Genomic DNA, 24315 nt, shown 5'->3' on the forward strand with positions numbered 1-24315 from the left:
CTGGATAGATTTGCGTGAATCGTGTCCACGATCGCCGATCATGGACACGATCCCCTGTGATCTATAAGAATTCCACTGCGACAGCACCATCATGCCCCACGCGCGCGCGAATCAGGAACTGGCCCAGCCGAGTCGCTTACGTTGATATCGCTTCCCAGGCTTATTCAAGACGGTTTCCCGACGATTCCATTTGGCACTCAATTAGCCTTGTTAGTTGCCTCGCGTCAGTTTTTTTGCAAGTAAGAAAGTTCGACTGAAGGCCTTCGGATTTTGAAACATTTTGGATTCCTTAATCGGAATAGAGGTTTTTTCAGAATTTATGAATTGAAACGCCCGCCGCGAAGGCCAAGAATTGCGGACCTCCATTGTGGCGGGAGCGTATAGATATACCAATGTTACGTCTTGTAACGTTAGTAAATCTAACTATTTGGTCATATCTACGCCACTGAAGATCCTGAATTCGAATGCTGGCCGACCGGCCGCAAACTAAATGCAAGAAATCACAAGCTGTTTCATTTATCTGTCCTGGCGAGCGGGCGCTTCATGCCGAGTCGTGAATGTTGAGCGATTGAATCTACGAGGTTTCGAGTGAACAAAACGTATAAGGTGGTGTGGAGTCAGGCGTCTGGAGAGTGGGTGGTTGCGCATGAATTTGCTCGGACCAAGGGGAAGAGCACGAAGCGATCGGCGGTTGTGGCTGCCTCCGCGATGGCTACGTTTGCGGGCGGAACGGCGCACGCGGTGGATGCGAATAGCTATGTAAATGGTGTCTTCGACGCGGACGCATATGTGAACTGCTTCTCATCGACGGCTAGCGGTCCGCAGGGCGGCGCAGCGTGTGACAGCGGTGGCAAGACTGGAGTGGGCTTTGTCGCGTTTGACGAGGCTGCGCTGGTGGGCGCTTATGCCGTCGCTACGGACTCCAACACGCTTGTGTTCGGTACCGCGGGTGCCGACCAGCTGACCATTGTCACAGATCCCGGCACCAGTATGACCACGATCAACGCATACGCGCAGATCAACATGAACCGGGACAAGATCACGGGACTGGCGCCCGGACTTGTGAATGCCGCTAGCTTGGACGCGATCAATGGCTCTCAGCTCTTCACGGTGTCCAGTTCGATGTCCTCAGGCCTGAGCACGGCGTCAAGCAGAGTGAATTCGCTCTCGACGGGTCTGAGCACGGTGAATTCAAGTGTCAATTCACTGTCGACTTCGGTTTCGATTGGCTTGAGCACTGTGACGTCGAACGTGAGTTCGTTGTCGACGGGATTGAGCACGGTGAGTTCAGGTCTCGACTCGCTGTCGGGTTCGGTTTCGACCGGCTTGAGCACGGTCACGTCGAATGTTGGTTCTCTTTCCACGGGTCTCAGCACGGTGAGTTCAGGTCTGGACTCGTTATCGAGTTCAACCTCGTCGGGATTGAGCACGGTTACCTCGAGCGTTGATTCACTTTCCACGGGTCTCAGCACGGTAAGTTCCGGTCTGGACTCGCTGTCGAGTTCGACCTCGACGGGCCTGAGCACGGTGACCTCGGGCCTCGATTCACTGTCCAGTTCGACGTCGACGGGTTTGAGCACGGCGACGTCTAGCGTCGCTTCGCTTTCCACCGGCCTGAGCTCGCTGTCGACAGGTTTGAGCACAGTTACCTCGAACGTTGATTCACTTTCCACGGGGCTCAGCACGGTAAGTTCCGGTCTCGACTCGTTGTCGACATCGACCTCGACGAGTTTGAGCACGGTGACCTCCAGTCTCGACTCGCTGTCGACATCGACCTCGACGGGTTTGAGCACGGTGACCTCGAGCGTCGCTTCGCTCTCCACCGGGCTGAGCACGGTGACGTCCGGTGTGAACTCGCTGTCTACGGGTTTGAGCACGATCACGTCTAGCGTGAGTTCGCTATCCACAGGGCTCAGCACGGTGAACTCCGGTCTGGACTCACTGTCGACATCGACCTCGACGGGCTTGAGCACGGCTACTTCGAAAGTTGATTCTCTTTCCACAGGTCTCAGCACAGTGACCTCCGGTCTGGACTCATTGTCAACCTCGACCTCGACGGGCCTGAGCACGGTGACCTCAGGCCTCGACTCGTTGTCGACCTCGACCTCGACGAGTTTGAGCACGGTGACCTCCAGTCTCGACTCGCTGTCGACCTCAACCTCGACCGGCCTGAGCACGGTGACCTCGAGCGTCGCTTCGCTCTCCACCGGGCTGAGCACGGTGACGTCCGGTGTGACCTCGCTGTCTACGGGTTTGAGCACCATCACGTCTAGCGTGAGTTCGCTATCCACAGGGCTCAGCACGGTGAACTCCGGTCTGGACTCGCTGTCGACATCGACCTCGACGGGCTTGAGCACGGTGACCTCCGGTCTCGACTCGTTGTCGACATCGACCTCGACGGGCTTGAGCACGGTTACATCGAATGTTGGTTCTCTTTCCACCGGTCTCAGCACGGTGACATCTGGTCTGGACTCGTTGTCGACCTCAACCTCGACGGGCCTGAGCACGGTGACCTCGAGCGTCGCTTCGCTCTCCACCGGGCTGAGCACGGTGACGTCCGGTGTGACCTCGCTGTCTACGGGTTTGAGCACCATCACGTCTAGCGTGAGTTCGCTATCCACAGGGCTCAGCACGGTGAACTCCGGTCTGGACTCGCTGTCGACCTCAACCTCGACCGGCCTGAGCACGGTGACCTCAGGCCTCGACTCGTTATCGACCTCGACCTCGACCAGTTTGAGCACGGTGACCTCCGGTCTCGACTCGCTGTCCACCTCGACCTCGACAGGCTTGAGCACGGTTACATCTAATGTTGATTCTCTCTCCACAGGGCTCAGCACGGTGACATCTGGTCTGGACTCGCTGTCGACCTCAACCTCGACGGGCCTGAGCACGGTGACCTCGAGCGTCGCTTCGCTTTCCACCGGACTGAGCACGGTGACGTCTAACGTGGACTCGCTGTCCACGGGACTCAGCACGGTTACGTCCAATGTAAGTTCCCTGTCGACAGGATTGAGTACAGTCGCATCAAATGTTGATTCTCTTTCCACGGGTCTCAGCACGGTAAGTTCCGGTCTCGACTCGCTGTCGACCTCGACCTCAACGGGCTTGAGTACGGTGACCTCGGGCCTCGACTCGTTGTCGACCTCGACCTCGACAGGCCTGAGCACGGTGACATCGAACGTTGATTCTCTTTCCACAGGCCTCAGCACGGTGACCTCCGGCCTCGACTCGCTGTCGACCTCAACGTCGACAGGCTTGAGCACGGTGACATCGAGCGTCGCGTCGCTTTCCACCGGCCTCAGCACGGTAACCTCCGGCATCGCGTCTCTGTCGACGGGTATCGACACGCTGTCCGCATCCACCTCCACGGCTGTGACAACGCTGTCAACCGGCATCGTTACGCTTTCGACCTCGACTTCGACCGCAGTCGTCTCGTTGTCGACGGGAGTCCATTCGCTGTCGGTCGCCTTGGACAACACCGTCCAGTACGATGATCCGGGTCACACGAGCGTTACGTTCGGCACACCGGGCTCGCCGGTTACGCTCAAGAATGTCGCGCCTGGGACGGTAGATGCAACCAGCCTGGAGGCGATCAACGGCTCGCAACTCTTTGCGACCGCGCAAAGCGCCGCGGAGGCGCTGGGCGGCGGATCATCCGTTGACGCCGACGGCAAGATCACCAAGCCGACCTACACGTTCACCGACAATTCGACGTTCGACAACGTCGGCGACGCGCTCACCAACCTCGACGGCCGCGTCACGCAGAACACATCGGACATCAGCATCATCAACACGACGCTGAGCACGATCAACAACGGCGGCGGCATCAAGTACTTCCATACCAATTCGACCCTTCCGGATTCTTCCGCGCTCGGCGTCGATGCGGTGGCGATCGGCGGCAACGCGATCGCATCTGCGGATAACGCCGTTGCGCTCGGCTCCAACTCGTTGGCGGATCAGCCGAACACGGTATCGGTGGGCTCGGCGACCTCGCAGCGTCGCATCACGAACGTCGCGGCCGGCTCGGATGCGACCGATGCCGTCAACGTCTCGCAATTGACCTCGACGATCTCGTCGAGCCTTGCAAACGTAGTGACCTACGACGATCCGACGCGCAGCAGAGTCACGCTGCATGCGCAGGATCCACAAGCGCAGGTAACGATCGACAACGTGGCCAACGGGAAGGTCGACCAGACGAGCCACGAAGCGATCAACGGCTCGCAACTCTTTGCGACCGCGCAAAGCGCCGCGGACGCGCTGGGCGGCGGATCATCCGTTGACGCCGACGGCAAGATCACCAAGCCGACCTATACGTTCATCGACAATTCGACGTTCAACAACGTCGGCGACGCGCTCGCTAACCTCGACGGCCGCGTTACGCAGAACACGGCGGGCATCGCCACGATCAACGACACGCTGAACAACATCACGACGGGCGGCGGGATCAAGTACTTCCACGCCAATTCGACGCTGCCGGATTCGTCCGCGACGGGCGCGGACTCGGTGGCAATCGGAGGCAGCGCGTCGGCAACGGCGGCCAACTCGGTGGCATTGGGTTCGAACTCCGTGGCGGATCGTCCGAATACCGTTTCGGTCGGCTCGGCAAACGCGTCGCGTCAGATCACGAACGTGGCGGCCGGCACGGAGGACACGGACGCCGTCAATGTGTCGCAGTTGAAGCAAGCGGGCCTGATCGACGGCGACGGCTCGTCGAAAACAGCCGTGACGTATGACACGGGTACGGATGGCAAAGCCGACTATTCGAACCTGACGCTCGGCAATGGCACCGGCGCGACGACGATTCACAACGTCGCGGCGGGCGTTGCGGGCACCGATGCCGTGAACGTGAACCAGATGAACGCCGCGCTCGACCGCGTGACGAACATCGCCGAGAGCGGCGGCAATCCGTTGTTCGCGGCCGACGGGGATCGCAACACCGAGGTTGCCAGCGCTACCGGCGCCCACGCTACCGCGATGGGCGCGAACGCGAACGCGAGGGCGGACAATTCGGTCGCGCTCGGTGCGAGTTCGGTGGCCGACCGGGCGAACACGGTATCGGTCGGATCCGCAGGCAACGAACGTCAGATCACGAACGTCGCCAACGGCACGCAAGACACCGACGCGGTCAACGTCCGACAATTGAACCTGGCATCGGCGCAGGCGCAGAGCTACACCGATTCGCGCATCGCTGGCGTGCAGAGCCAGATCAACAACGTCGCCAGCACGGCTTACGGTGGTATCGCCGCGGCGATGGCCGCAGCCGGATTGCCGCAGCCTACCGCTCCGGGGAAGACCATGGTGGCCGTCGCGGGGGCGCGTTACGCGAGCGCATCCGGCGCGGCGATCGGTATCTCGTACGTGACGCAGGACGATCGGTGGGTGGTGAAGGCGTCGGGTAACACCAGCAGTTCCGGCAATATCGGGTTTACCATCGGCGCGGGTCATCAGTGGTAAGCGCCTGACGTAGCAGCCGAGTGATCGGGGCGGTCGACGCAGCTGCTGCGTCGACCGCTTTTGCGTTGCTCGGCTTGTCCCCGCGACGTATCACCGCGCAAATAATCTGCCTTACAATCGGTCTCCACCCTGACAAGCACGACAAGCGCGAACATGAACGAGCGTAAGTCCTCCGGACTCGCCGACCGGATCTACAGCGACATCCTCAATAGCATCGTGGAAGGCGAATTCAAGGAGGGCGATCGGCTCCTTACCGAACACGCGCTCGCCGAACGGTTCGCGACCTCTCGCCCGACCGTGCGCGAAGCCCTCGCACGGCTGCGCGCGGACGGCATCATCGTGACGCGGCGCGGCTCAGGCACCACCGTCGGACGCCGCCCTGATGCGGACATGCGCCGTTTCGCGCCGCTCGAAACGCTGTCGGACATCCGCCGCTGCTACGAATTTCGGATCGTGACAGAGTCCGGGGCAGCGGAATTCGCCGCCCTCAAGGCTGACGATGACGATATCCGCGCGATCCAGGATGCATGGGACCAGCTTGAGCGCGTCGTCGAAACGCGGCAGGGCATCGGCGCAAAAGACGATTTCGCGTTCCATCTCGCGGTTGCGCGAGCGTCGAAGAATCAGTTCTTCATCACTGCCTTGTCGTTCATCGAAGAACAGGTCGAAGTCAGCATGAATCTGTCGCGCAATCTTTCGTTCGTCAAGACGATCGAGCGGCAGCGCGTCGTCCAGCGCGAACATTTGGAAGTGCTCGAAGCAATTCGCGCGCGCGACGCCGCTCGAGCCGGGAAAGCGATGAAGGCGCATCTCGAGAACGCGATCGTCAGGATGTTCGGCGACTAGTCGTCGTCACAGTTGTCACACAACCTGCGTGTCGACGGCCGAAGTCATGCCCGCCGCAACAAAGTTGTTTGACAACTTAAACTGACGTCGATGTAGACCGCCAGCTATCTGTCCTTCGGCGAGCTTCATGAATCCGCATCGCAGCCGACGGGGCGGTGAGCGCGCTCCGTCCTGGCAAGAGCTGGGACCACGATCACGTGCCCGCAGCGAGCATGGCGAGTTGCTTGACTCGCCTCCATGGCCGAGACAGAAGGGGTGAGGCTCACTCAGGCACACATCCCTCGTGCGGACTGTCCATCGCACCGCGTGCATCGAGACCGTAGGGCGATGCGAGAAGGCCGTTCGGCTACGTTCAGAAGAGTCGATCAAGGTTCACCGGCACTTCTATTAAAGACACGCTTCAGGCGACAAAGAATTCAGCGTCCAAATCCGAGGAAGCGGCGATCAGCGCGCGCGCTTGGAAACATGCGGGCATCACGAGGCGCGTCGAGTACAGACCAACGCATGCGGACGATCTTGCGTCGACATGCGCGCGCCCATATTGCGTATCCGCGCGGCATCCTCCTGAACTCAAGTCGAACATCACGCCGACCAGGAAAACACCCGGTAACTCCTAAGGAAACACCGGTTAAATTCGAGTTAAACAGGCCGTTGGGGTATCTCCCGAGAGACCTTGCAAAGCGCTATCGCCAGAGGAAAAACCACGCTCACGCTGTTTCGGTAACAGCCTCAGCAGCCCCGATTTGCTTGACATCCTATGACCCTGTTAGCTATTTTTCAGCATCCGGTCGCCATGAGGACGCACGCGTACAGAGACCCGCTACATTCAAGGTGCCAAGCAAGCGGCGCACAAACGAATCAGAACGAAGCACAAACAGGCCGGCGATCGACCCGAACCAACAACATCGACGATACGACCGGACCTTTTCCCGACCCCTGGTTGCGAGAGAAGTGAGGAGACAACATGGCTTTCAAGGTAGGACTGTCAGTGAAGCTGGCGGCGGTTTGCGTCGCAGTTAGCGCGGTTTTCGGCATGAGCGCGGCACACGCGGCCGATCCCGTATCGATCAACATCGTCGACGTTGCGGGCAATCTGCAGCTCACGCAAAAGGGCTTCGAAGCGTTCAAGGCGAAATATCCGGACCTCGTTTCCAGCATCACCTTCACGAACGCGCCCGCGCCGCAGTTGCCAGGCAAGATCAAGGCGATGCAGGCGGCGGGCCGCTCGGACATCGACCTCGTCGTCACCGGCACCGACGCACTCGCGGCCGGCATCCAGCAAGGCCTGTGGGAGAAACTGCTCCCCGATAACGCGAAGGCGTTCCCCGGCGTGCTCGACAAGTACGCACCCGGCCCGCGCAAGATGCAGGACATCGCGCAGGGCTACGGCCTCGAAGTGACCTACATGCCCGCGGGGCCGCTGCTCGAATACAACCCGGCCAAGGTCACCGACGTTCCGAAGACGCCGGATCAACTGCTCGCGTGGTGCAAGGCGCATCCGAACAAGCTGATCTACGCGCGCCCGGCGAACTCCGGTCCGGGCCGCACCTTCCTGATGGGCCTGCCGTACGTGCTCGGCGACAAGGACCCGATGGACCCGATCAACGGCTGGGACAAGACCTGGGCGTTCCTCAAGCAGCTGAACGACTGCATCCCGTATTACCCGGGCGGCACATCGGCCGTCATGAAGGAACTGGGCGAAGGCACGCGCGACATGACGGTCACGGTGACCGGCTGGGACATCAACCCGCGCGCGCTCGGCATCGTGCCCGCGGAGTTCAAGGTGGCCGCGTTCGACAACATGACCTGGGTGAACGATGCCCACTACATGGTGATCCCGAAGGGCGTGCCGAAGGAAAAGCTCGACGTGCTCTACAAGCTGATGAACTTCATGCTCGAGCCGGCGCAGCAGGCGCTGACCTATGACGATGGCTACTTCTATCCGGGCCCGGCGGTGAAGGACGTGCCGCTCTCGATGGCGCCCGCGAAGAGCCAGGAAGTCATCCAGAAGTTCGGCCGGCCCGAGTACGCGAAGCTGCTGGCCGACCGTCCGCACGTGCTGCCGCTCAATGCGCAGTCGATGGTGGCGGCCTTCCAGAAGTGGGACCGGGAAATCGGCGCGGCGAAGACCAAGTAAGTTGGCGTAACGCTGTGATGAGACGGCGACGCTCCTGCCAGGGCGCGTCGCCGCTTGTACAAAAAAGCGCAGGAAATTGTCATGAAGCACACTTTTGAGCAGTTGCGCCTCGACTCGGTCTCGCGCAGTTTCACCAACGCCGAAGGGCAGCAGCTCGCGGCGTTGAAGGGGCTCGATCTGAATATCCAGCGCGGCGAGTTCATCGCGCTGCTCGGGCCATCGGGCTGCGGCAAGTCGACCGCGCTGAACTGCATCGCCGGATTGCAACCGCTGACGGGCGGCGGCATCTGGCTCGACGACAAGCGTATCGACGTGCTGCCGCCCGAAAAGCGCGGCTTCGGCATGGTCTTTCAGAATTACGCGCTGTTTCCGCACATGTCGGTGCTGGACAACGTCGGCTTCGGCCTCAAGATGCGCGGCATGCCGAAGGCCGAAGCGACCAAGCGCGCGAAGGCCGCCTTGCAGCTCGTGCAACTGATCGGCCACGATGCCAAGCTTCCCGGTCAACTGTCGGGCGGCCAGCAGCAGCGTGTGGCGATCGCGCGCGCGATCGTCATCGAGCCGCCGCTCGTTCTGATGGATGAGCCGCTTTCGAACCTCGACACCAAGCTGCGCATCGAGATGCGCGCCGAAATCCGCCGCATCCACGGCAAGCTGGAGCGCGCGACGATCTACGTGACGCACGATCAGGACGAAGCACTGTCGATGGCCGATCGCATCGTCGTGATGAAGGAAGGCGTCGTCCAGCAGGTGGCCTCGCCGAAGGAAGTCTATTCGCGGCCGAAAAATCTGCATGTCGCGCGCTTCATGGGTTTTCGCAACGTCGTGCAGGCCACCCTCGAAGGCACGCAGGGCGAGGCGGTCGCGGTGAACGCGAACGGCGTGCGGCTCGTCGGCACGCCGATGGAAGGCTTCGACAGCAAGCGCGTCAGCGTCGCGCTGCGCCCGGAAGACATGGAGCGTTCGACGCCCGGCGCCGAGAACGCCTTCGATGCGCACGTCGAAGTCGTCGAGTACGGCGGCCGCGATTCGCTCATCATCGTCAATTCCGCGTTCGGCAAGCTCTGGGCGCGCATCGCGGGCGAATGCAGCGAAGGCGAGCGCATCTCGCTGCGCGTGGCGCCTTCGAAAACGCTCGTGTACGGAGAAGACAAATGATCGCGCTTCCGGCGCAGCAACGCGATCCGAAGGGCTGGCTCGTCACGCCGGCGCTCTTCTTCATCCTCGCGCTGTTCATCTATCCGTTCGCCTACGGGCTGATGCTCTCGTTCAGTCCGATGAACGGCGGCAGCGTCTGGGCAAACTACATCACGTTCTTCACCGACTCGTCGATGTGGCCGACGATCATCGTCACGCTGAAGCTCGCCGTGCCCGCGACGATCATCAACGTCGGTGTGTCGGTGCCGGTCGCGTTCGCGTTGCGCCGCACCTCGCCGTGGCAGAAGTTCGTCACGACGCTGCTCGTCGTGCCGGTGACGCTCGGCACCGTGCTCATCGCCGACGGCATGCTGACGTACTTCAGCCCGAACGGCTGGTTTCCGCAGGCATTGCAGGCACTCCATCTCTATGGCGATGAAGTGCGCCTCACGCACAACTACTGGGGCGTGCTGATTTCGTTGATCGTGTCAGGGTTTCCGTTCGCGTTTCTGCTGACGCTGTCGTATGTGACCGGCATCGACCCGACGCTCGCGCGCGCCGCCGCGACGCTCGGCGCGAGCCCGTGGCAGCAGTTCCGTCAGATCTATCTGCCGCTGCTGTTGCCGGGTCTCACGATGACCGCCTGTCTCTCGTTCGTGCAGGCGTTCTCGGTGTTTCCGTCGGCGGTGCTGCTCGGTGCGCCGGCCGGTCCGACGCGCGTGATCTCGATCGCCGCCTCCGAAGCCGCGTTCGAAAACTACGACTACGCGCTCGCATCGACCATTGCGATCGTGATGGGCTTCGTGCAGTTGCTCGTCGTGGGCGGCATGCTCGGCGCGCGCCGCTTCTTCTATACCGGTCCGGTGACGGGAGGCAAGGGATAATGACGACCGATAACCGCGCGGCGTCCGGCTGGCAGGCCGGCGCCCCGACCGAAACCGCGAACGGCACCGGCAAGCACATGAAACAGCAAGTGAGCCTGCGCGACAGGCTATGGAAGTTCTTCGTCTGGGCGACGATGGGCTTTTTCCTCGTCAACGTGCTGCTGCTGATCGCGACCGTGGCCGTGAATTCGGTGGCGACGCGCTGGTTCGGCACGCTCTTGCCGCAGGGCTTCACGCTGCACTGGTACGCGCAGGCGTGGAGCGATTTTCAGCTCTCGAGCGTGCTGCTCGTGACGCTCGAAGTGGTGGGGGCGGTGGTGCTGCTCTCCATCGTACTCGGCGTGCCGGCGGCCTATGCGCTCGCCCGCGTGCAGTTTCCCGGCAAGCGTTTCGCGATGCTCGTATTCCTGCTGCCGCTGATGGTGCCGCCCGTGACCTACGGCATCCCGATGGCGACGGTCATGTACAAGTTCCATCTCGCAGGCACGCTGACCGGCGTGATCCTCGCGAACCTGGTGCCTGCGCTGCCGTTCGTCATTCTCGTGATGACGCCGTTCATCGAGCAGATCGATCCGAACCTCGAATCGGCCGCGCGCATCTTCGGCGCGAACACGTTCCGTTACTTCCGCTACGTGCTGCTGCCGCTGCTCGTGCCCGGCATGCTGGCCGCGGGGCTGCTCGTGCTGGTGCGGACCATCGGCATGTTCGAGCTGACGTTCTTCACCGCGGGGCCGACGACCCAGACGCTCGTCGTCGCGCTCTATTACGCCGTCTTCTCAACGGGCGTGCGCGCGCCGCAATCCATCGACGCGATGGCGATGATCTACATGGCCATCACGATGGTGTGGGTGCTGATCGCGCTGCAGTTCGTGAGCCCGACGCAACTCGTGTCGCGCGTGAAGGAACAGAAACAGTGACATCGTGCCCGCGCGGCTGCGCGGGTTCTTTTCCTATCGAAGTCGTGTCGTGACGAAATTTCGTGAAGTCGTACCGCTGAACGCCGGGCCGCGCCTGAGCATTTCGAGCGGGCCGCATGTCGTCGAAATCGCGCCGGCGGCGGGCGGGCGCATTACGCGCTTCGCCACGCAAGGCGCGCGCGGATGGCAGGACTGGCTCGTGCCGGTGACGGCCGTCACTTGGCCGTGCGACGCATGGCCCAAAGGCGGCAGCTATCCGCTCGTGCCGTTTTCGAATCGCGTGCGCGATGCGCGTTTTGCCGCGCCGGACGGTTCCCTCGTCGAACTCGCGACGTTTCCGGGCATGGTGCACGCGCTGCACGGCTTCGGCCAGTTCGCGGCATGGAGCGTCGAGCTTCAGGAGGCGGATTGCGTCGCGTTGCGCTACGTGCACGGCGAGGGCGAGCATGGCTGGCCTTGGGCGTTCGAGGCCGTGCAACTGATCGAAGCGAATGCGCACGGCGCGCGCTTGTCGATGCGCATCGCGAACCGGTCGTCCAGCCCGATGCCGGTCGGCCTCGGCTTTCACCCATACTTCGGCGCCCAGGAAGCCGAACTCCATGCGACGACGCACTGGCGTCACGAAGCGGAGATCGCCATCGAGCCGACGGTCGAGGCGCCCGCGCATCGACATGTGCGGGAAAGGGAAGGCTACACGCGCTATCTGGGTGGATGGGACGGCCGCGCCACGCTGCGTTACCCGGACGGCCGCTCGCTCCAACTGAAAGCCGACGACACGCTGAAGCACGTCGTCGTGCATTGTCCGGCCGGGGCGGGTTATCTGTGCGTCGAACCGGTCTCGCACGTGAGCGACGGCTTCAACCTCGCGGCGCAAGGGCTGCCCGAAACCGGCATCGCGCTCATCGGGCCAGGTAGTGAAATACGGGCGTCGCTCGCGATGGCAGTCGGCGAGACCCCGGCCCGGCGCGACGGCGGCGACGCCTGACGCGCGCTTCCACGCAGGCGCGCTCGCGAACCGCGGGAAGGCGCGACGCATGCGCCGGCAACCAGCCCCCGACGACGAGGCAAGCATCTCTGTTCATGGCGGCACCTCCGGATTCGGGACTCAGCGCGTGAGCGGCATGGAAAAGAACGACTCGACGAGATCGACGATGCGCCAGGTCGCGCAAGGCCGACGGCAGTGGGCATCGAAACCGGCTTCCTTGAGCGTCTGAACCGGGTCGGCGGGCCACACGTTGCTCATCGCGACGAGGAGCCGCCCGGTGACGTCCGCGTCCATGCGCAGCGTGCGCAGAAAGACATAGCCGGAATCGTTGTCAAGACGCGTATCGAGAAGCAGCGCCTGTGGCTGCCAGCTATGCACCAGCGCGCGCACGGATTTCATATCCTGCGAATGGATGACCTGCAAGCCTTTGAGCCGAAGTTGCACGGCGAGGGAATCGCCGATCGACTTGTCTTGATGGGCGATCAGCACACGGCGCGATGTGTCCGCCGTGCGGGCCCGCTTGATACGCCACAACGCGAATTCGCTTTCGTTGTCGGCCAGACGGCTTGACATCTCATCCTCCATTCTCGTATTGCGTTACGTGGTTGATTCGACTGCGACCAGTGTCGACCGAACGTACCGGCCGCTAAACCCGGCACGGGAGGGGGATGCGGTGGATTTTGTGAGACTGCCGAATGTATCCCTGCGAAAGGGGGGTGGTCGCCGCGCGCGGCGCGCGTAATATCGGAACCGTTCTCGGAGCCTCGCAATGGAAAATGGCTACTTCAAAACTGTGTTGCTAGTAGAGGACGAAGGGCTCACCAGGAGCGCCATGAAAAGCCTCATTCTGGCGAACGAGCCTTTGCTCGAAATCGACGAAGCCGATGGGTTCGAGCAGGCGAAGGCCAAGCTTTCCGCCAACACCTACGATCTCATGTTCCTCGACTACCACTTGCGCGGCCAGGCGACCGGCATGGACCTCCTCAACTGGATTCGCGAGGAAGAGCGCGAGATCCAGACGATCATGCTTTCCGCGCAGGACGACCGCGACACGGTGCTCGAATGCATCAAGAACGGCGCGTGCGGATTCATTTCGAAGGGCAGCGAGCAGGGCGCGGGCGTCTTCCGCGAAGCGCTGAAGACGATTCTCAACGGGCGCGTCTACCTGCCGAACACCGTGCTCGGCAAGGGCGGCCACAGCCCGAAGCCGGTTTCGCCGCACGCAGGCGTGACGGTCGAATCGCTCGATCTGCCGCCTCGCCTGACCGAGACGCTGCGCTATCTGCTGCAAGGCCTGTCGAACAAGGCTATCGCGCGCAAGATGAACATCAGCGAAAACACTGCCAAGGAATATTCAAGCGATCTGCTCGCGCGCTTTCACGTCACGCGGCGAACGTTTCTGATCGTCGAGATGGCGCGGCGCGGGATCGAAATGCCGATGAGCAACACGTCGTCGGCGTCCTGACCCTTCCATTCCTCTTCTTTTCGACGCGGTCAGCCTGAAAGGCGTCCGCGTCGTCGCATCTGCGCCGCCTTTTTCTCATCGTTCCGAGGAATGCGCCTGGGATGGTAAGGTAGAGCCCGGACTATATTTGAGATGGGGTCAGCGTAGGTGATTCGCAGGATGACGTTCATAAAAATGCAAGGCGCCGGCACGGCCATCGCGGTGACAGCGGCGCTGCTTCTCGGCGCATGCGCGCCGCTTCCGCAGCAGAACGGCACCGACACCGCGGCGGCGTCGGCGGCATCGGCCACGCAAGCGGCTCAGGCTCCGGCCAGGCCGCCCGCACCGCCGGCGCCGCCGGGCGAGCAGCGCATCATGGTCGGCAGCGCGAACGGCTACCATCTGATGCTCAAGACGACGCCCCCATCTCAAGTCTGCGACGACGGCGCCTTTGCCGACGGCGTGCGCTACGGCTACGCGCTCACCTGGAACCGCCTCGTCAGCGAGGAAGTGCGCAATGGCGGCAAGGCCCGGCGCAAGTTCGACCCGTCGGCGGTCCATTCCCTGGACGATCAGTACAAGATCCAGTGGGACGGCAAGGAGCGCGTCAACGCGTGCGCATCGGACGGCTATCTGATCGGACGCGTCGTCGGCACGCATCTGGCCGGCGTCGACATGCGCAACGGCAAGCCTTCCTGATCACGAATACGGCGGCTCAGTCGCACGTGTGCGTCGCCGTGACGTAGCGGCCCGCGGCTGCGACATCGCCGTAGATCGTGTAGCCCGTGCCGTTCGCGGACGCCTGCGCGATCACCAGCACCACGGATTGGCTCGTCCTGCCGCCGCCGGGCACCGAAACGGCCAGCGTATCTGCGCTCGGCGAATATTCGCGCACGCGCGGCGCGATCGGCGTCCATTTTTCCTTCACGCAGCGAACGAAGTCGTATGGCTTGTACTGCGACGTGCCCGACCCGAAGGGCACGGTCTTGAGCAGGGCGTCGTCGGTCGAAACGCACGCGCTCAGCACGGATGCGCCGATGGCGGCAAACAAGATTTCGATGTGTTTTCTCATAATTCCGATGCCTTTTTTTGTAGTAACCGCTTAAGCTACCGTCCCGTGCTCAGGTCGATGCCCGCAAGCTGCGCGGCCGTCGATCCTAACCGCTTCCCTGACAAACCGTAAAGCGCGCGCGATCGGTCATTCGTGCCGGTCGAGCCGTCCGGGAACCGCGCCAGGTCTAATCGAAAGCTTTCGATCCGTAGTTTTCCCAATATTAGTCAAGTCGGGTCAACCACCGCCGTTATACAGGCGTTTCACACATTGAAGCCTTTTGTATGGCGCGAGCGCGAGCGGCAGGCGCCGAAGTGGCGCTCTCCGACCGCGTGTGTGCGCGGACCCCGATAACCGTGATGTAACGTTGCCATCGATCGCTCGCGGCCGATGCGCAGCGGGAGCCAGTTTGATAGAACGCATGTCTCGCACAAAGTTGCTTGCCCGGCTTCGCGCCATTTCTCCGATCGGACGTTCGTCCGGCGGCTTCGATCTTCAGCGGCTCGCCGCGCCCGTGCTGACGGTCGTCATCTGCGTGCTGCTGCTGGTCGTCTTCCAGCATCTTTCGCGCTCGGTCGATTACAAGTCGGTCATCCACTCGCTGCGCATGATGACGCCGCAAGCCTGGATGGCCGCGCTGTTCGCGACCGGGCTCAGCTTTGCCGCGCTCGTCGGGCGGGACGCGGTCGGGCTGCGTCACATCGGCGTAGCGGTGCCGCGTTCCTTGCTGTGGGTCGGCGCGACGGTCGGCTCGGCGCTCGGCAACGTAACGGGCTTTGGTGCCCTGACAGGCGGCGCCGTGCGCTGCCGCGTCTACGGCGCGGCCGAGGTCACGCCGGCGCAAGTCGGCCGCCTGACGATTTTCACGAGCGTCACGCTGGCGCTCTCCCTTGCCTTCATGGCGGCCGCCGGCATGCTGTTCGGCGCGGGCACGCTCTCGGGCATGATGCATGTGCCGCCGGCCGTGCTGCGCGTGACGGGCGCGGCGCTGCTCGCCGTGTTCACCGCGATGGCCGTCGTTTGCGGCGGCGAGCCGCGCACGCTGCGTTCGCGCTGGAAATGGCTGTCGTTCACCGTCCCGGCGCGCCGCGATTTCGTCGCGCAGGCCGCGCTCGCCGTCATCGATGTATTCGGCGCCGGGCTCGCGCTCTGGGCGCTCCTGCCGAACGCGCAAGTCGGCTTCGGCGAATTCATGACGGTTTTCTCGGCGGCGATGCTGCTCGGCATGATCGGTCATACGCCGGGCGGCGTCGGCGTGTTCGAGGCGGCAATGGTGTTCGCGCTCGGCAACAGTGCGCAGACGCCGGATGTGCTGGCCGCGCTGCTTGCGTATCGCGCGATCTATTTCGGCCTGCCGCTGATCCTTTCCGCGGGCGTGATGGCCGCGTTCGAAGGGCGTGCGCTCAAGGGCCGCTTCGGCCTCCTGAGCCGGCGTCACGTGTCGCAGCTTGCGCCGTTGTTCCTGTCGATCGTCACGTTCGCGGCGGGCTCGATGCTCGTCATCTCGGGCGCGACGCCGGCATTCAAGATGCGCATTGCGCTGTTGCAGACCATCGTCCCGCTGTGGGTGCTGGAAAGCTCGCAACTGCTCGGCTCGGTGCTCGGCGTGCTGCTCCTCTTCGTCGCGCGCGGCCTGATGCGCCGCCTCGATGCCGCCTGGTGGCTCGCGCTCGTGCTCGCTGTGACGAACCTCGCGCTGTCGCTCGCCAAAGGTCTCGCGTTCGTCGAAGTCGGCGTCCTCGCGTTTCTCGTCGTGCTCCTCGTCCTGACGCGCGAGCGCTTCAACCGCCGCTCGTCGCTCTTCGCCGAGCGCTTCACCGCGACATGGCTGATCTCGATAGGCGTCGTGATGGCCTTCGCCGTGTGGATCATGCTCTTCGCATTCCGCGACGTGCCGTACAGCGGCGATCTCTGGTGGCAGTTCGCCTTCGACGAGCGCGCCCCGCGTGCGCTGCGCGCGACGCTCGCGGCGGCGGTGTTCGCGTCGGCGTTCGGCGTGTGGCAACTGCTGCGTCCGGCGGCGGGCCGCTTCGTGAAGCCCGCCCCGCAGGATCTCGCCGATGCCGCGCGCATCTTCCGCGCACAGGAACGCAGCGACGCCGGCCTCGCGATGATGGGCGACAAGAGCTTCCTCTTCTCCGAGTCGCGCGAAGCTTTCCTGATGTACGCGAAGCACGGCCGCACGTGGGCCGCGCTGCACGATCCGGTCGGTCCGCGCCGCGAGTGGGCGGAGCTGATCCGCAAGTTCGTCGAGCTCGCGCACGCGCACAACGGCCGCGCGGCGTTTTATCAGGTGCGCGCCGATGCTCTGCCGCTCTATCTCGACGCCGGCCTCACGCTGATGAAGCTCGGCGAGGAGGCGCACGTCGCGCTCTCCGAGTTCGATCTGAAGGGCTCGCATCGCTCGCATTTGCGCTATGCGCTCAAGCGCGGCGAGCGCGATGGCTTCGATACGGAAGTCATCGGGCCGGAGCGGATCGCGGCAAGCATGCCGATGCTGCGCGCAATCTCCGACGACTGGCTCGACAGCCGCTCCGCGCGAGAGAAGAGCTTCTCGGTCGCGGCGTTCAACGAGGAATATCTCGCGGCGCAGTCGGTGCTGCTCGTGCGCCAGCAGGGCGCGCCGGTCGCGTTCGTCACCTTCATGACGACCGACATGAACACCGAAGCGACCGTCGGCGTGATGCGCCATGTTTCGGCCGCCTCGTCTTACGCGATGGAATACCTCTTCACCAAGCTCGCGCTGCATCTGAAGGAAGCGGGGTTCAAATCGCTGTCGCTGGGCATTGCGCCGCTGTCGGGCATGGAACCGACGCCGCTGGCCTCGCACTGGCATCGGTTCGCGGGGCTCGTCTGGCGCTTCGGCGGGCGTTTCTACAACTTCCGCGGACTGCGCGGATTCAAAAGCAAGTTCCAGCCGCGCTGGGAGCCGCGTTATCTGGCGGCGTCCGGTTCGGTCGGCGTATTTTTCACTTTGGCGGATCTTTCGCTCCTCGCGGGCGGTTGGCGTTCATGAAATTCTTTTGCAAGAAAGCGGCGGCGGTCGTGGTGGCCGCCGTCTGTGGTGTGTCCATGTTCAGTGCGGCGCATGCCGCTGAATCGATTTCCGGCGGACGTTACGGCCAGGTGACGCTCACGAAGCCCACTGGTGACATGACCGGCTTCGTCGTGCTGTTCTCGGAGCAAAGCGGCTGGACGCCGGCCGATCAGGAGGCCGCCGCCGCGCTCGCCGCCAGGGGCGCGATGGTGATCGGCGTCGATACGCCTCGCTATGCCGCGCGAGTCGCCGCCGACAAGACGGAGAAGTCGTGCCATAACCTCGTCGGCGATGCGGAGAACATGAGCCATCAGCTCGAACGCACCGTCCAGTCGAATCATTATTTCTCGCCGATCCTGGTCGGCACGGGGCAGGGCGCGATCCTCGCGGAAAGCTCGCTGAAGCAGGCGCCCGACAACACCGTCGCGGGCGCCGTGTCGCTCTCGGCGGACGCGCAACTCGACGCGCGCTTCAAGCCGTGCCCGCCGGACCCGACCATCATCCACGCGAAGGGTCTGCCGGGTTTCATGGAGCGCGCGGCATTGCAACCGGGTCAGACGAAGGCCACCGCGCTCGTCGCGATGACGGGGCCGCATCTCAGAAAGGCCGGGCCCACGACCGGCGGCGACGTCTCCGATCTCCCGCTGATCGAGCTGCGCGCCGCGCAACCCACCGATATGCTCGCGATCGTCATTTCCGGCGACGGCGGCTGGCGCGATCTCGACAAGACAATGGCGCTCGCGCTGCAACGCGATGGCGTGTCGGTGATCGGCATCGACTCGCTGCGCTACTTCTGGAGCGAGAAGACGCCGCAGCAAACGGCCGACGACCTCGCCCGCGTGATCCGCGCGTACGGCGCGCGCTGGCATACGAGCCATGTGGCGCTCGTCGGCTATTCGTTCGGCGCGGATGTGATGCCGTTCGCGTATAACCGTCTGCCGGACGCAGTGCGCGCGCAGGTGTCGTATATCTCGCTGATGGGATTTTCGCCTGCCGCGGATTTTCAGATCCGCGTCACCGGCTGGCTCGGCATGCGCGCAAGCGAAAAGGCGCTCAAGGTGCGGCCGGAATTGAACAAGCTGCCGCCGTCGATGGTGCAATGCATCTACGGCGAGAAGGAAGAGGACACGCTGTGTCCGCAACTGACGAAGACGGGTATCGAAGTGGTGAAGCTGCCGGGCGATCATCACTTCGGCGGCGACTACGATGCGCTCGCGCGGCGGATTCTCGCGGGCTGGCGCAAGCAGATCGCGGCGCAGCAGGGGTAGGGGTAGTACCCAAAAGCGCCTTGATTCGGCCGCTCGATCGTCCGATCGAGCGGCTCATCGAGCGCCGCGTTCAAATCACTTGAGCGGCCCGAGATAATCCCGCTTGCCGATCGGCGCGCCTAGATGGCGCAGGATGTCGTGCGTCGTGACGACGTGGAAATAGAAGTTGGGCAGCCCGAAGCCGAACAGATAATCGTCACCCGAGAACGACGGCGAGAAATCCGGAAACTTCAGTGTGACGGTGCGAGTCTCGCAGCCGGCAAGCGACGCCTTGTCGATGCTCTTCAGGAACGCGATCGTCTTCTCGATACGCGCCTGCAGCGCCGGAAAACTGTCTTCGTCGTCCTCGAAGCGCGGCGCGTCGACGCCGGAAAGACGTGCCGCCGACAGCTTCGCCGTGTCGCTCGCGCGCTGGATCTGGGCGGCGAGCGGCAGCATGTCGGGCGCGAGGCGCGCATTGATCACGTCGGCGTGAGCGAGGCCTTTTTCATCGGCGAAGACGGCGCCTTTCTTCAGCAGATCCGCGCATACCTCGAGTCCGCGAATGAATACGGGAATCGATGCGCGATACATCGTGAGAGACATGGAAGTGCGCTCCTTGTGTTCTGGTTTGGATACCGACAGGGGACACAAGCATAGCGCCGCGCCCATTTGCCTGCTCGAACCGGCAGGATCGATTCACCGTGCGGCGTGCCGCGCATCCCACGCGCGCAGCTCCGCCTGATAGCGCGCCAGCGCCTCCTGATACAGATCGAAAACGCACGCGTTGCAGCCGCTCTGGCAGCAGTCTTCCGGCAGCGGACGCTCGGGTGGCACCGGGCGCGGATCGTCGGTGTGAGGAGAAGGATCGTTCATCGCTTCATTGTGCATCGGCTTCGCCACGGCGGACGCGAGCGGCTAGACTTTGGCGGCGTATCGCGCTGCCCGCGATGCGATACTGCGCGGCGGGGCGGTAAGCACCCGTCATCACGTCGATCGGACCGGGGGACCCACGCGATGAACCAGATCGTCAGCCTTGCGATCTCCGGCGCGCTTCTGAGCGCCTTTCTGGCCGGCTGCGTCGCGCCGCCGGAAACGCCGGTCGGACCCGGCCAGACGAATTCGGGGGCGCAGAACGCCTGGAGCGCCGAGATCCGCCGCACGCAGGACGGCATTGCGCATATCCGCGCAGCCGATTGGGGCGGCCTCGGCTTCGGTTTCGGCTATGCGCAGGCGCAGGACAACTTGTGCACGCTCGCGGACGGCTTCGTCACGTATCGCGGCGAGCGCTCGGCCTGGTTCGGTCCGGACGCGCGCCCGTCAGCGGCGGCGACCTTCGGCCAGCCGCGCAATATCGACGCGGATTTCTTCTTTCGTCTGATCGGCGATCAGGCGGCCGTCGAACGTTATCGTCTCGCGCAACCGGCTGAACTGCGCAATCTGATCGACGGCTTCGCGAACGGCTACAACCGCTATCTCGCCGATCTGAACGCGGGCAGCTTCCCGAACGCGCATGCAGCGTGCCGCGGCAAGCCGTGGCTCGGCAAGATCAACGCCGACGACATCTACCTTCGCCTGATCGCGGCCAATCTCGCGGGCGGCTCGGCGCGCTTCGTGACATCGATCGCCACCGCCCATCCGCCGAAGCCGGCTACCACCTCTGACGCAGCGCAAACCACGCTCGAATCCTTGCGCTTTCCCATCGGCGAGCATGCGGGCATCGGCAGCAATGCGCTTGCGTTCGGCGCGCCGATCACGCGCGACAAACGCAGCATCCTGTTCGGCAATCCCCACTGGTTCTGGCGCGGCCCCGACCGTTTCTATCAGGCGCAACTGACGATTCCCGGCCAGTTGAACGTCGCGGGCGTGTCGTTTCTCGGGGTGCCGCTGATCGTGCTCGGCTTCAACGAGAACATCGCGTGGACGCATACGGTGTCGAGCGCGCGGCGCTTCGGCATTTTCCAGTTGACGCTCGATCCCGCCGATCCGACGCGGTATCTCGTCGATGGCGAGAGCGAAGCGATGACGCCCGTGCCGCTCACGGTGCGCTCGCGGCGCGCCGACGGCACCTACGAATCCGTGTCGCGCACGCTGTACAAGACGCGCTACGGTCCGGTCGTCGATTTGTCCGCGATGGCACAGGGACTCGGCTGGAGCGGCGAGCGCACGTATGCGCTCGCCGACGTGAACATCGACAACACGCGCGCGTTCCAGAACTTTTTCGCGTGGAATCAGGCGCGCTCGCTCGGCGACTTCATGGCGATCCAGAAGCGCTACGCCGCGATGCCGTGGGCGAACACCTTCGCGATCGGGCGCGGCGACGAGCGCGTCTGGTTCGCCGACATCGGCCCGATCCCGAACGTGCCCGACGCGCTCGCGCAGTCGTGCACGACTCCGGCCGGCCGCGCGTTCGCGGCCCGTGTGCCGGGCGTGCCGTTCCTCGACGGCTCGAAGAGCGCGTGCGCGTGGCGCGTCGATTCGACGAGCGTGCAGCCGGGCGCGCTGCCCGTCGAGCAACTGCCGAACATCGTTCGCGGCGACTACGTCGGCAACTTCAACGACAGCTACTGGCTCACCAACGCGAACGCGCCGATGTCGGGCTATCCGCGCATCGCGGGCGCGACGCGCGTCGAGCAGTCGCTGCGCACGCGTTACGGCCATCTGCTCGCCGCGCGCCTGCAGCGCGAGCGCGGCGGCGTGACGCGCGACGCGCTCGAATCCGCCGTGCTGGAAACGAACTCGATGTCCGAGCGCCTCTACCGCCAGCCGCTGCTCGATGCGGTCTGCACGGTCAACGAAGCGCTCGGCCCGCTGCACGAGGCCTGCGAGGTGCTGCGCAAGTGGAATGGCACGGCGGAGATCGACGCGCGCGGCGCGAATCTCTGGGACGAGTTCTGGTCACGCGCGACGCGGATCGCGCCGGAACGCCTGTACGCGTCGGGCTTCGATCCGAACAAGCCGCTCGCGACGCCGGCAGGCTTCAGTGCCGACAACCCCGCGGTCCTTCAGGACTTGCGCCAGGCGCTCGGCGGCGCGGCACTCGCGCTGACGCTGAACGGCTTTGCACTCGATTCGCGGCGCGGCGACATGCTCTACACGACCCGCAACGGCGCGCGCGTGCCGCTTTTTGGCGGCTGCGACGAGGCGGGCTACTTCACGATCGTCTGCGCGCGGCGTCCGCTCGATGCGAAGGGTTATCCGATGGACATCAACGGCCAGGGCGACAGCTACGTGCAGGTCGTCACGTTCGGCGAGAACGGCGTGGAAGCCGACACGATGCTCTCGCACGCCGAATCCGATGATCCGGCCTCGCCGCACTCGGGCGATGCGACGCGCGCGTTCGCGGCGAAGCGCTGGTCGCGCTTTCGGTTTTCCGAACAGGCGATCGATTCCGACCCGGCGGCGACGCGCGTCGTCGTGTCGGGAACGCGCGATGGCGCGGCGAGCAAGCCAGCACGCTAGAAAATCACCCCAAAAGGGGCATGCACGGCCCGTCGCCGCTCCAGCCGGGGGCAAATCCCGTCTATGATTGAAGTTTGCCTCGAAGGGAAACAGGGTCATGACTAACGGCGACAGCACGCAACACGACGAAGCAGTACGGCTCGATTCCGCCGCGCTGCGCGAGTTCGTGGATCGCAAATGGAACGACGAGATCGTGCCCGCACTGACCGACTACATCGCCGTGCCCGCGAAGAGCCCGATGTTCGATAGCGACTGGGCGCGCCACGGCTTCATCGAGCGCGTGGTCACGGATGCGGTCGACTGGATCAACACGCAGCCGGTGAAGGGTCTCAAGGTCGAGATCGTGCGCCTGCCCGGGCGCACGCCGGTCATTTTCTTCGAAACGCCCGCCACACGCGCCGGCAGCAACGAGACGGTCGTGCTGTACGGCCATCTGGACAAGCAGCCGGAGTTCGAAGGCTGGCGCAGCGATCTCGGCCCGTGGACCCCGAAGCTCGAGGACGACAAGCTCTACGGCCGCGGCGGCGCTGACGACGGCTATGCCACCTACGCCAGCATCACCGCGCTCGCGGCGCTGGATGCGCAGAACGTCGAGCGGCCGCGCTGTGTCGGCATCATCGAGACGTGCGAGGAATCGGGCAGCTACGATCTTCTGCCTTACATCGACGCACTGCGTGACCGGCTCGGCGATGTCGGCCTCGTGATCTGTCTCGATTCCGGCGCGGGCAACTACGATCAGCTGTGGCTCACGACGTCGCTGCGGGGTCTCGTCGCGGGCGATCTCGAAGTGCAGGTGCTCGAAGAGGGAATCCACTCGGGCGGCTACGGCGGCATCGCGCCGTCCACTTTCCGCATCATGCGGCAACTGTTCGAACGCCTCGAAGATGCGAGCACGGGCAATCTCTTGCCGGAGAGCTTTCACTGCCCGATTCCGATGCTGCGCCGGCGCGAAGCTGAAATGACCGCGCGCATCCTCGGTGACGATGTCTGGAAGAAGCTGCCGTGGAGCTGCGGGGCGGACGGTAGCAGCGTGCTGCCGACGACGACCGATCCTCGCGAAGCGCTCCTCAATTCCACCTGGCGTCCGTCGCTCACCGTGACGGGCGCGGCGGGCCTGCCGCCGCTCGCGGACGCGGGCAATGTGCTCGCGCCGCGCACGGCGTTCAAGCTGTCGCTGCGCCTGCCGCCGCTCGTCGACGCGGCCAAGGCGGTCGTGAAGTTGCAGCGATTGCTCGAAATGGATCCGCCGTACAACGCCAAGGTGACGTTCAAGCCGGAAGCGGGCGCCGCGACGGGCTGGAATGCGCCGGACCTCGCGCCGTGGCTGCGTTCGTCGCTGAATGAAGCGTCGAAGCGCCACTTCGGAGCGGACGTCGCGTACATCGGGCAGGGCGGCACGATCCCGCTCATGAACACGCTCAAGGAAGGGTTTCCGCGTTCGCAGTTCATGGTGTGCGGCGTGCTCGGCCCGAAATCGAACGCGCATGGACCGAACGAATTCCTGCACGTTCCGTATGCGAAAAAGCTGACGGCCTCGGTTGCGGAAGTGATTGCGGCGGCGCCCTGAATCTCGATCGACCGGTCGACGGTATGGAAAGCCCGGTCTGTCCGGGCTTTTTTTGGCCGGTTTTCAGCGATTTCGTAAAAACAAACTGGTAAGGCCAGTTGATCGTCTGTAAAGTGATAGGCCCGCGCGTGCCTCGAAATTCGAAAC

At 63.8% G+C, this 24315-nt stretch carries 16 protein-coding genes and 2 pseudogenes; 14 read left to right on the forward strand and 4 right to left on the reverse strand.

Features of this window, described 5'->3' with window-relative positions; all coding sequences use genetic code 11:
* Positions 1–588: 588 nt before the first annotated feature.
* The 8 genes and pseudogenes from NCT32_RS37600 to NCT32_RS17105 form a co-directional block, all read left to right on the forward strand.
* Positions 589–714 (forward strand): annotated as a pseudogene (locus NCT32_RS37600) (ESPR domain-containing protein); the annotation flags it as partial.
* Positions 715–1065: 351 nt separating this feature from the next.
* Positions 1066–5454 (forward strand): annotated as a pseudogene (locus NCT32_RS37605) (YadA-like family protein); the annotation flags it as partial.
* A 153-nt stretch (positions 5455–5607) separates the two neighbouring features.
* Positions 5608–6300, forward strand: coding sequence for a FadR/GntR family transcriptional regulator (locus tag NCT32_RS17080; protein ID WP_061115850.1), 693 nt, complete (start codon positions 5608–5610; stop codon positions 6298–6300).
* Positions 6301–7333: 1033 nt separating this feature from the next.
* Entirely contained in the window at positions 7334–8437 is a 1104-nt protein-coding gene (locus NCT32_RS17085; protein WP_409219294.1) for an ABC transporter substrate-binding protein, read from the forward strand.
* Between the two features lie 81 nt (positions 8438–8518).
* Positions 8519–9595, forward strand: a complete 1077-nt coding sequence (locus NCT32_RS17090; RefSeq protein ID WP_061115847.1) for an ABC transporter ATP-binding protein — start codon at positions 8519–8521, stop codon at positions 9593–9595.
* On the forward strand, positions 9592–10458 hold the full coding sequence (locus NCT32_RS17095) for an ABC transporter permease (RefSeq protein ID WP_061115846.1): 867 nt from the start codon (positions 9592–9594) through the stop codon (positions 10456–10458). Before NCT32_RS17090 ends, NCT32_RS17095 begins: the two co-directional genes overlap by 4 nt.
* Positions 10459–10535: 77 nt before the next feature.
* Positions 10536–11375, forward strand: a complete 840-nt coding sequence (locus tag NCT32_RS17100; protein ID WP_404989840.1) for an ABC transporter permease — start codon at positions 10536–10538, stop codon at positions 11373–11375.
* 49 nt (positions 11376–11424) lie between these two features.
* A complete protein-coding gene (locus tag NCT32_RS17105) occupies positions 11425–12360 on the forward strand; it encodes an aldose epimerase (protein ID WP_061115844.1) in 936 nt (311 codons plus the stop codon).
* 120 nt (positions 12361–12480) lie between these two features.
* Here the strand turns inward: NCT32_RS17105 and NCT32_RS17110 are convergent, their stop codons facing one another.
* Positions 12481–12933 (reverse strand): response regulator transcription factor, encoded by a 453-nt coding sequence (locus NCT32_RS17110; protein WP_061116096.1) that lies wholly within the window; start codon positions 12931–12933, stop codon positions 12481–12483.
* Between the two features lie 196 nt (positions 12934–13129).
* Here NCT32_RS17110 and NCT32_RS17115 point away from each other — a divergent pair, with 196 nt between their 5' ends.
* Together NCT32_RS17115 and NCT32_RS17120 are read left to right on the forward strand one after the other, a co-directional pair.
* On the forward strand, positions 13130–13825 hold the full coding sequence (locus tag NCT32_RS17115) for a response regulator transcription factor (protein WP_061115843.1): 696 nt from the start codon (positions 13130–13132) through the stop codon (positions 13823–13825).
* A 159-nt stretch (positions 13826–13984) separates the two neighbouring features.
* A complete protein-coding gene (locus NCT32_RS17120) occupies positions 13985–14503 on the forward strand; it encodes a hypothetical protein (protein ID WP_250490453.1) in 519 nt (172 codons plus the stop codon).
* A 16-nt stretch (positions 14504–14519) separates the two neighbouring features.
* Here the strand turns inward: NCT32_RS17120 and NCT32_RS17125 are convergent, their stop codons facing one another.
* Complete coding sequence (locus tag NCT32_RS17125; protein ID WP_061115841.1) at positions 14520–14876, reverse strand: hypothetical protein; 357 nt, start codon at positions 14874–14876, stop codon at positions 14520–14522.
* A 400-nt stretch (positions 14877–15276) separates the two neighbouring features.
* Between NCT32_RS17125 and mprF the strand changes: the two genes are divergently transcribed.
* Both mprF and NCT32_RS17135 read left to right on the forward strand, forming a co-directional pair.
* Positions 15277–17871, forward strand: coding sequence for a bifunctional lysylphosphatidylglycerol flippase/synthetase MprF (mprF, locus tag NCT32_RS17130; RefSeq protein ID WP_061115840.1), 2595 nt, complete (start codon positions 15277–15279; stop codon positions 17869–17871).
* Complete coding sequence (locus NCT32_RS17135; protein ID WP_061115839.1) at positions 17868–19160, forward strand: virulence factor family protein; 1293 nt, start codon at positions 17868–17870, stop codon at positions 19158–19160. The genes mprF and NCT32_RS17135 overlap by 4 nt, the downstream gene beginning before the upstream one ends.
* Positions 19161–19235: 75 nt before the next feature.
* Here the strand turns inward: NCT32_RS17135 and NCT32_RS17140 are convergent, their stop codons facing one another.
* Complete coding sequence (locus NCT32_RS17140) at positions 19236–19745, reverse strand: DUF1993 family protein (RefSeq protein WP_061115838.1); 510 nt, start codon at positions 19743–19745, stop codon at positions 19236–19238.
* 93 nt (positions 19746–19838) lie between these two features.
* Positions 19839–20015, reverse strand: a complete 177-nt coding sequence (locus NCT32_RS17145) for an oxidoreductase-like domain-containing protein (RefSeq protein WP_409241534.1) — start codon at positions 20013–20015, stop codon at positions 19839–19841.
* A 141-nt stretch (positions 20016–20156) separates the two neighbouring features.
* Here NCT32_RS17145 and NCT32_RS17150 point away from each other — a divergent pair, with 141 nt between their 5' ends.
* A complete protein-coding gene (locus NCT32_RS17150) occupies positions 20157–22601 on the forward strand; it encodes a penicillin acylase family protein (protein ID WP_061115837.1) in 2445 nt (814 codons plus the stop codon).
* Positions 22602–22698: 97 nt separating this feature from the next.
* A complete protein-coding gene (locus NCT32_RS17155; protein WP_061115836.1) occupies positions 22699–24168 on the forward strand; it encodes a M20 family metallopeptidase in 1470 nt (489 codons plus the stop codon).
* Positions 24169–24315: the final 147 nt, after the last annotated feature.

The organism is Caballeronia sp. INML2, assembly GCF_023631365.1.
Taxonomy (GTDB): Bacteria; Pseudomonadota; Gammaproteobacteria; order Burkholderiales; family Burkholderiaceae; genus Caballeronia; species Caballeronia turbans.

Bases quoted from the DNA above. Each gene is read 5' to 3' on its own strand.
- NCT32_RS17080 (WP_061115850.1), top strand. From the start codon at position 5,608: ATGAACGAGCGTAAGTCCTCCGGACTCGCCGACCGGATCTACAGCGAC.
- NCT32_RS17085 (WP_409219294.1), top strand. From the start codon at position 7,334: ATGAGCGCGGCACACGCGGCCGATCCCGTATCGATCAACATCGTCGAC.
- NCT32_RS17090 (WP_061115847.1), top strand. From the start codon at position 8,519: ATGAAGCACACTTTTGAGCAGTTGCGCCTCGACTCGGTCTCGCGCAGT.
- NCT32_RS17095 (WP_061115846.1), top strand. From the start codon at position 9,592: ATGATCGCGCTTCCGGCGCAGCAACGCGATCCGAAGGGCTGGCTCGTC.
- NCT32_RS17100 (WP_404989840.1), top strand. From the start codon at position 10,536: ATGAAACAGCAAGTGAGCCTGCGCGACAGGCTATGGAAGTTCTTCGTC.
- NCT32_RS17110 (WP_061116096.1), bottom strand. From the start codon at position 12,933: ATGTCAAGCCGTCTGGCCGACAACGAAAGCGAATTCGCGTTGTGGCGT.
- NCT32_RS17115 (WP_061115843.1), top strand. From the start codon at position 13,130: ATGGAAAATGGCTACTTCAAAACTGTGTTGCTAGTAGAGGACGAAGGG.
- NCT32_RS17120 (WP_250490453.1), top strand. From the start codon at position 13,985: ATGACGTTCATAAAAATGCAAGGCGCCGGCACGGCCATCGCGGTGACA.
- NCT32_RS17125 (WP_061115841.1), bottom strand. From the start codon at position 14,876: ATGAGAAAACACATCGAAATCTTGTTTGCCGCCATCGGCGCATCCGTG.
- mprF (WP_061115840.1), top strand. From the start codon at position 15,277: ATGTCTCGCACAAAGTTGCTTGCCCGGCTTCGCGCCATTTCTCCGATC.
- NCT32_RS17135 (WP_061115839.1), top strand. From the start codon at position 17,868: ATGAAATTCTTTTGCAAGAAAGCGGCGGCGGTCGTGGTGGCCGCCGTC.
- NCT32_RS17140 (WP_061115838.1), bottom strand. From the start codon at position 19,745: ATGTCTCTCACGATGTATCGCGCATCGATTCCCGTATTCATTCGCGGA.
- NCT32_RS17145 (WP_409241534.1), bottom strand. From the start codon at position 20,015: ATGAACGATCCTTCTCCTCACACCGACGATCCGCGCCCGGTGCCACCC.
- NCT32_RS17150 (WP_061115837.1), top strand. From the start codon at position 20,157: ATGAACCAGATCGTCAGCCTTGCGATCTCCGGCGCGCTTCTGAGCGCC.
- NCT32_RS17155 (WP_061115836.1), top strand. From the start codon at position 22,699: ATGACTAACGGCGACAGCACGCAACACGACGAAGCAGTACGGCTCGAT.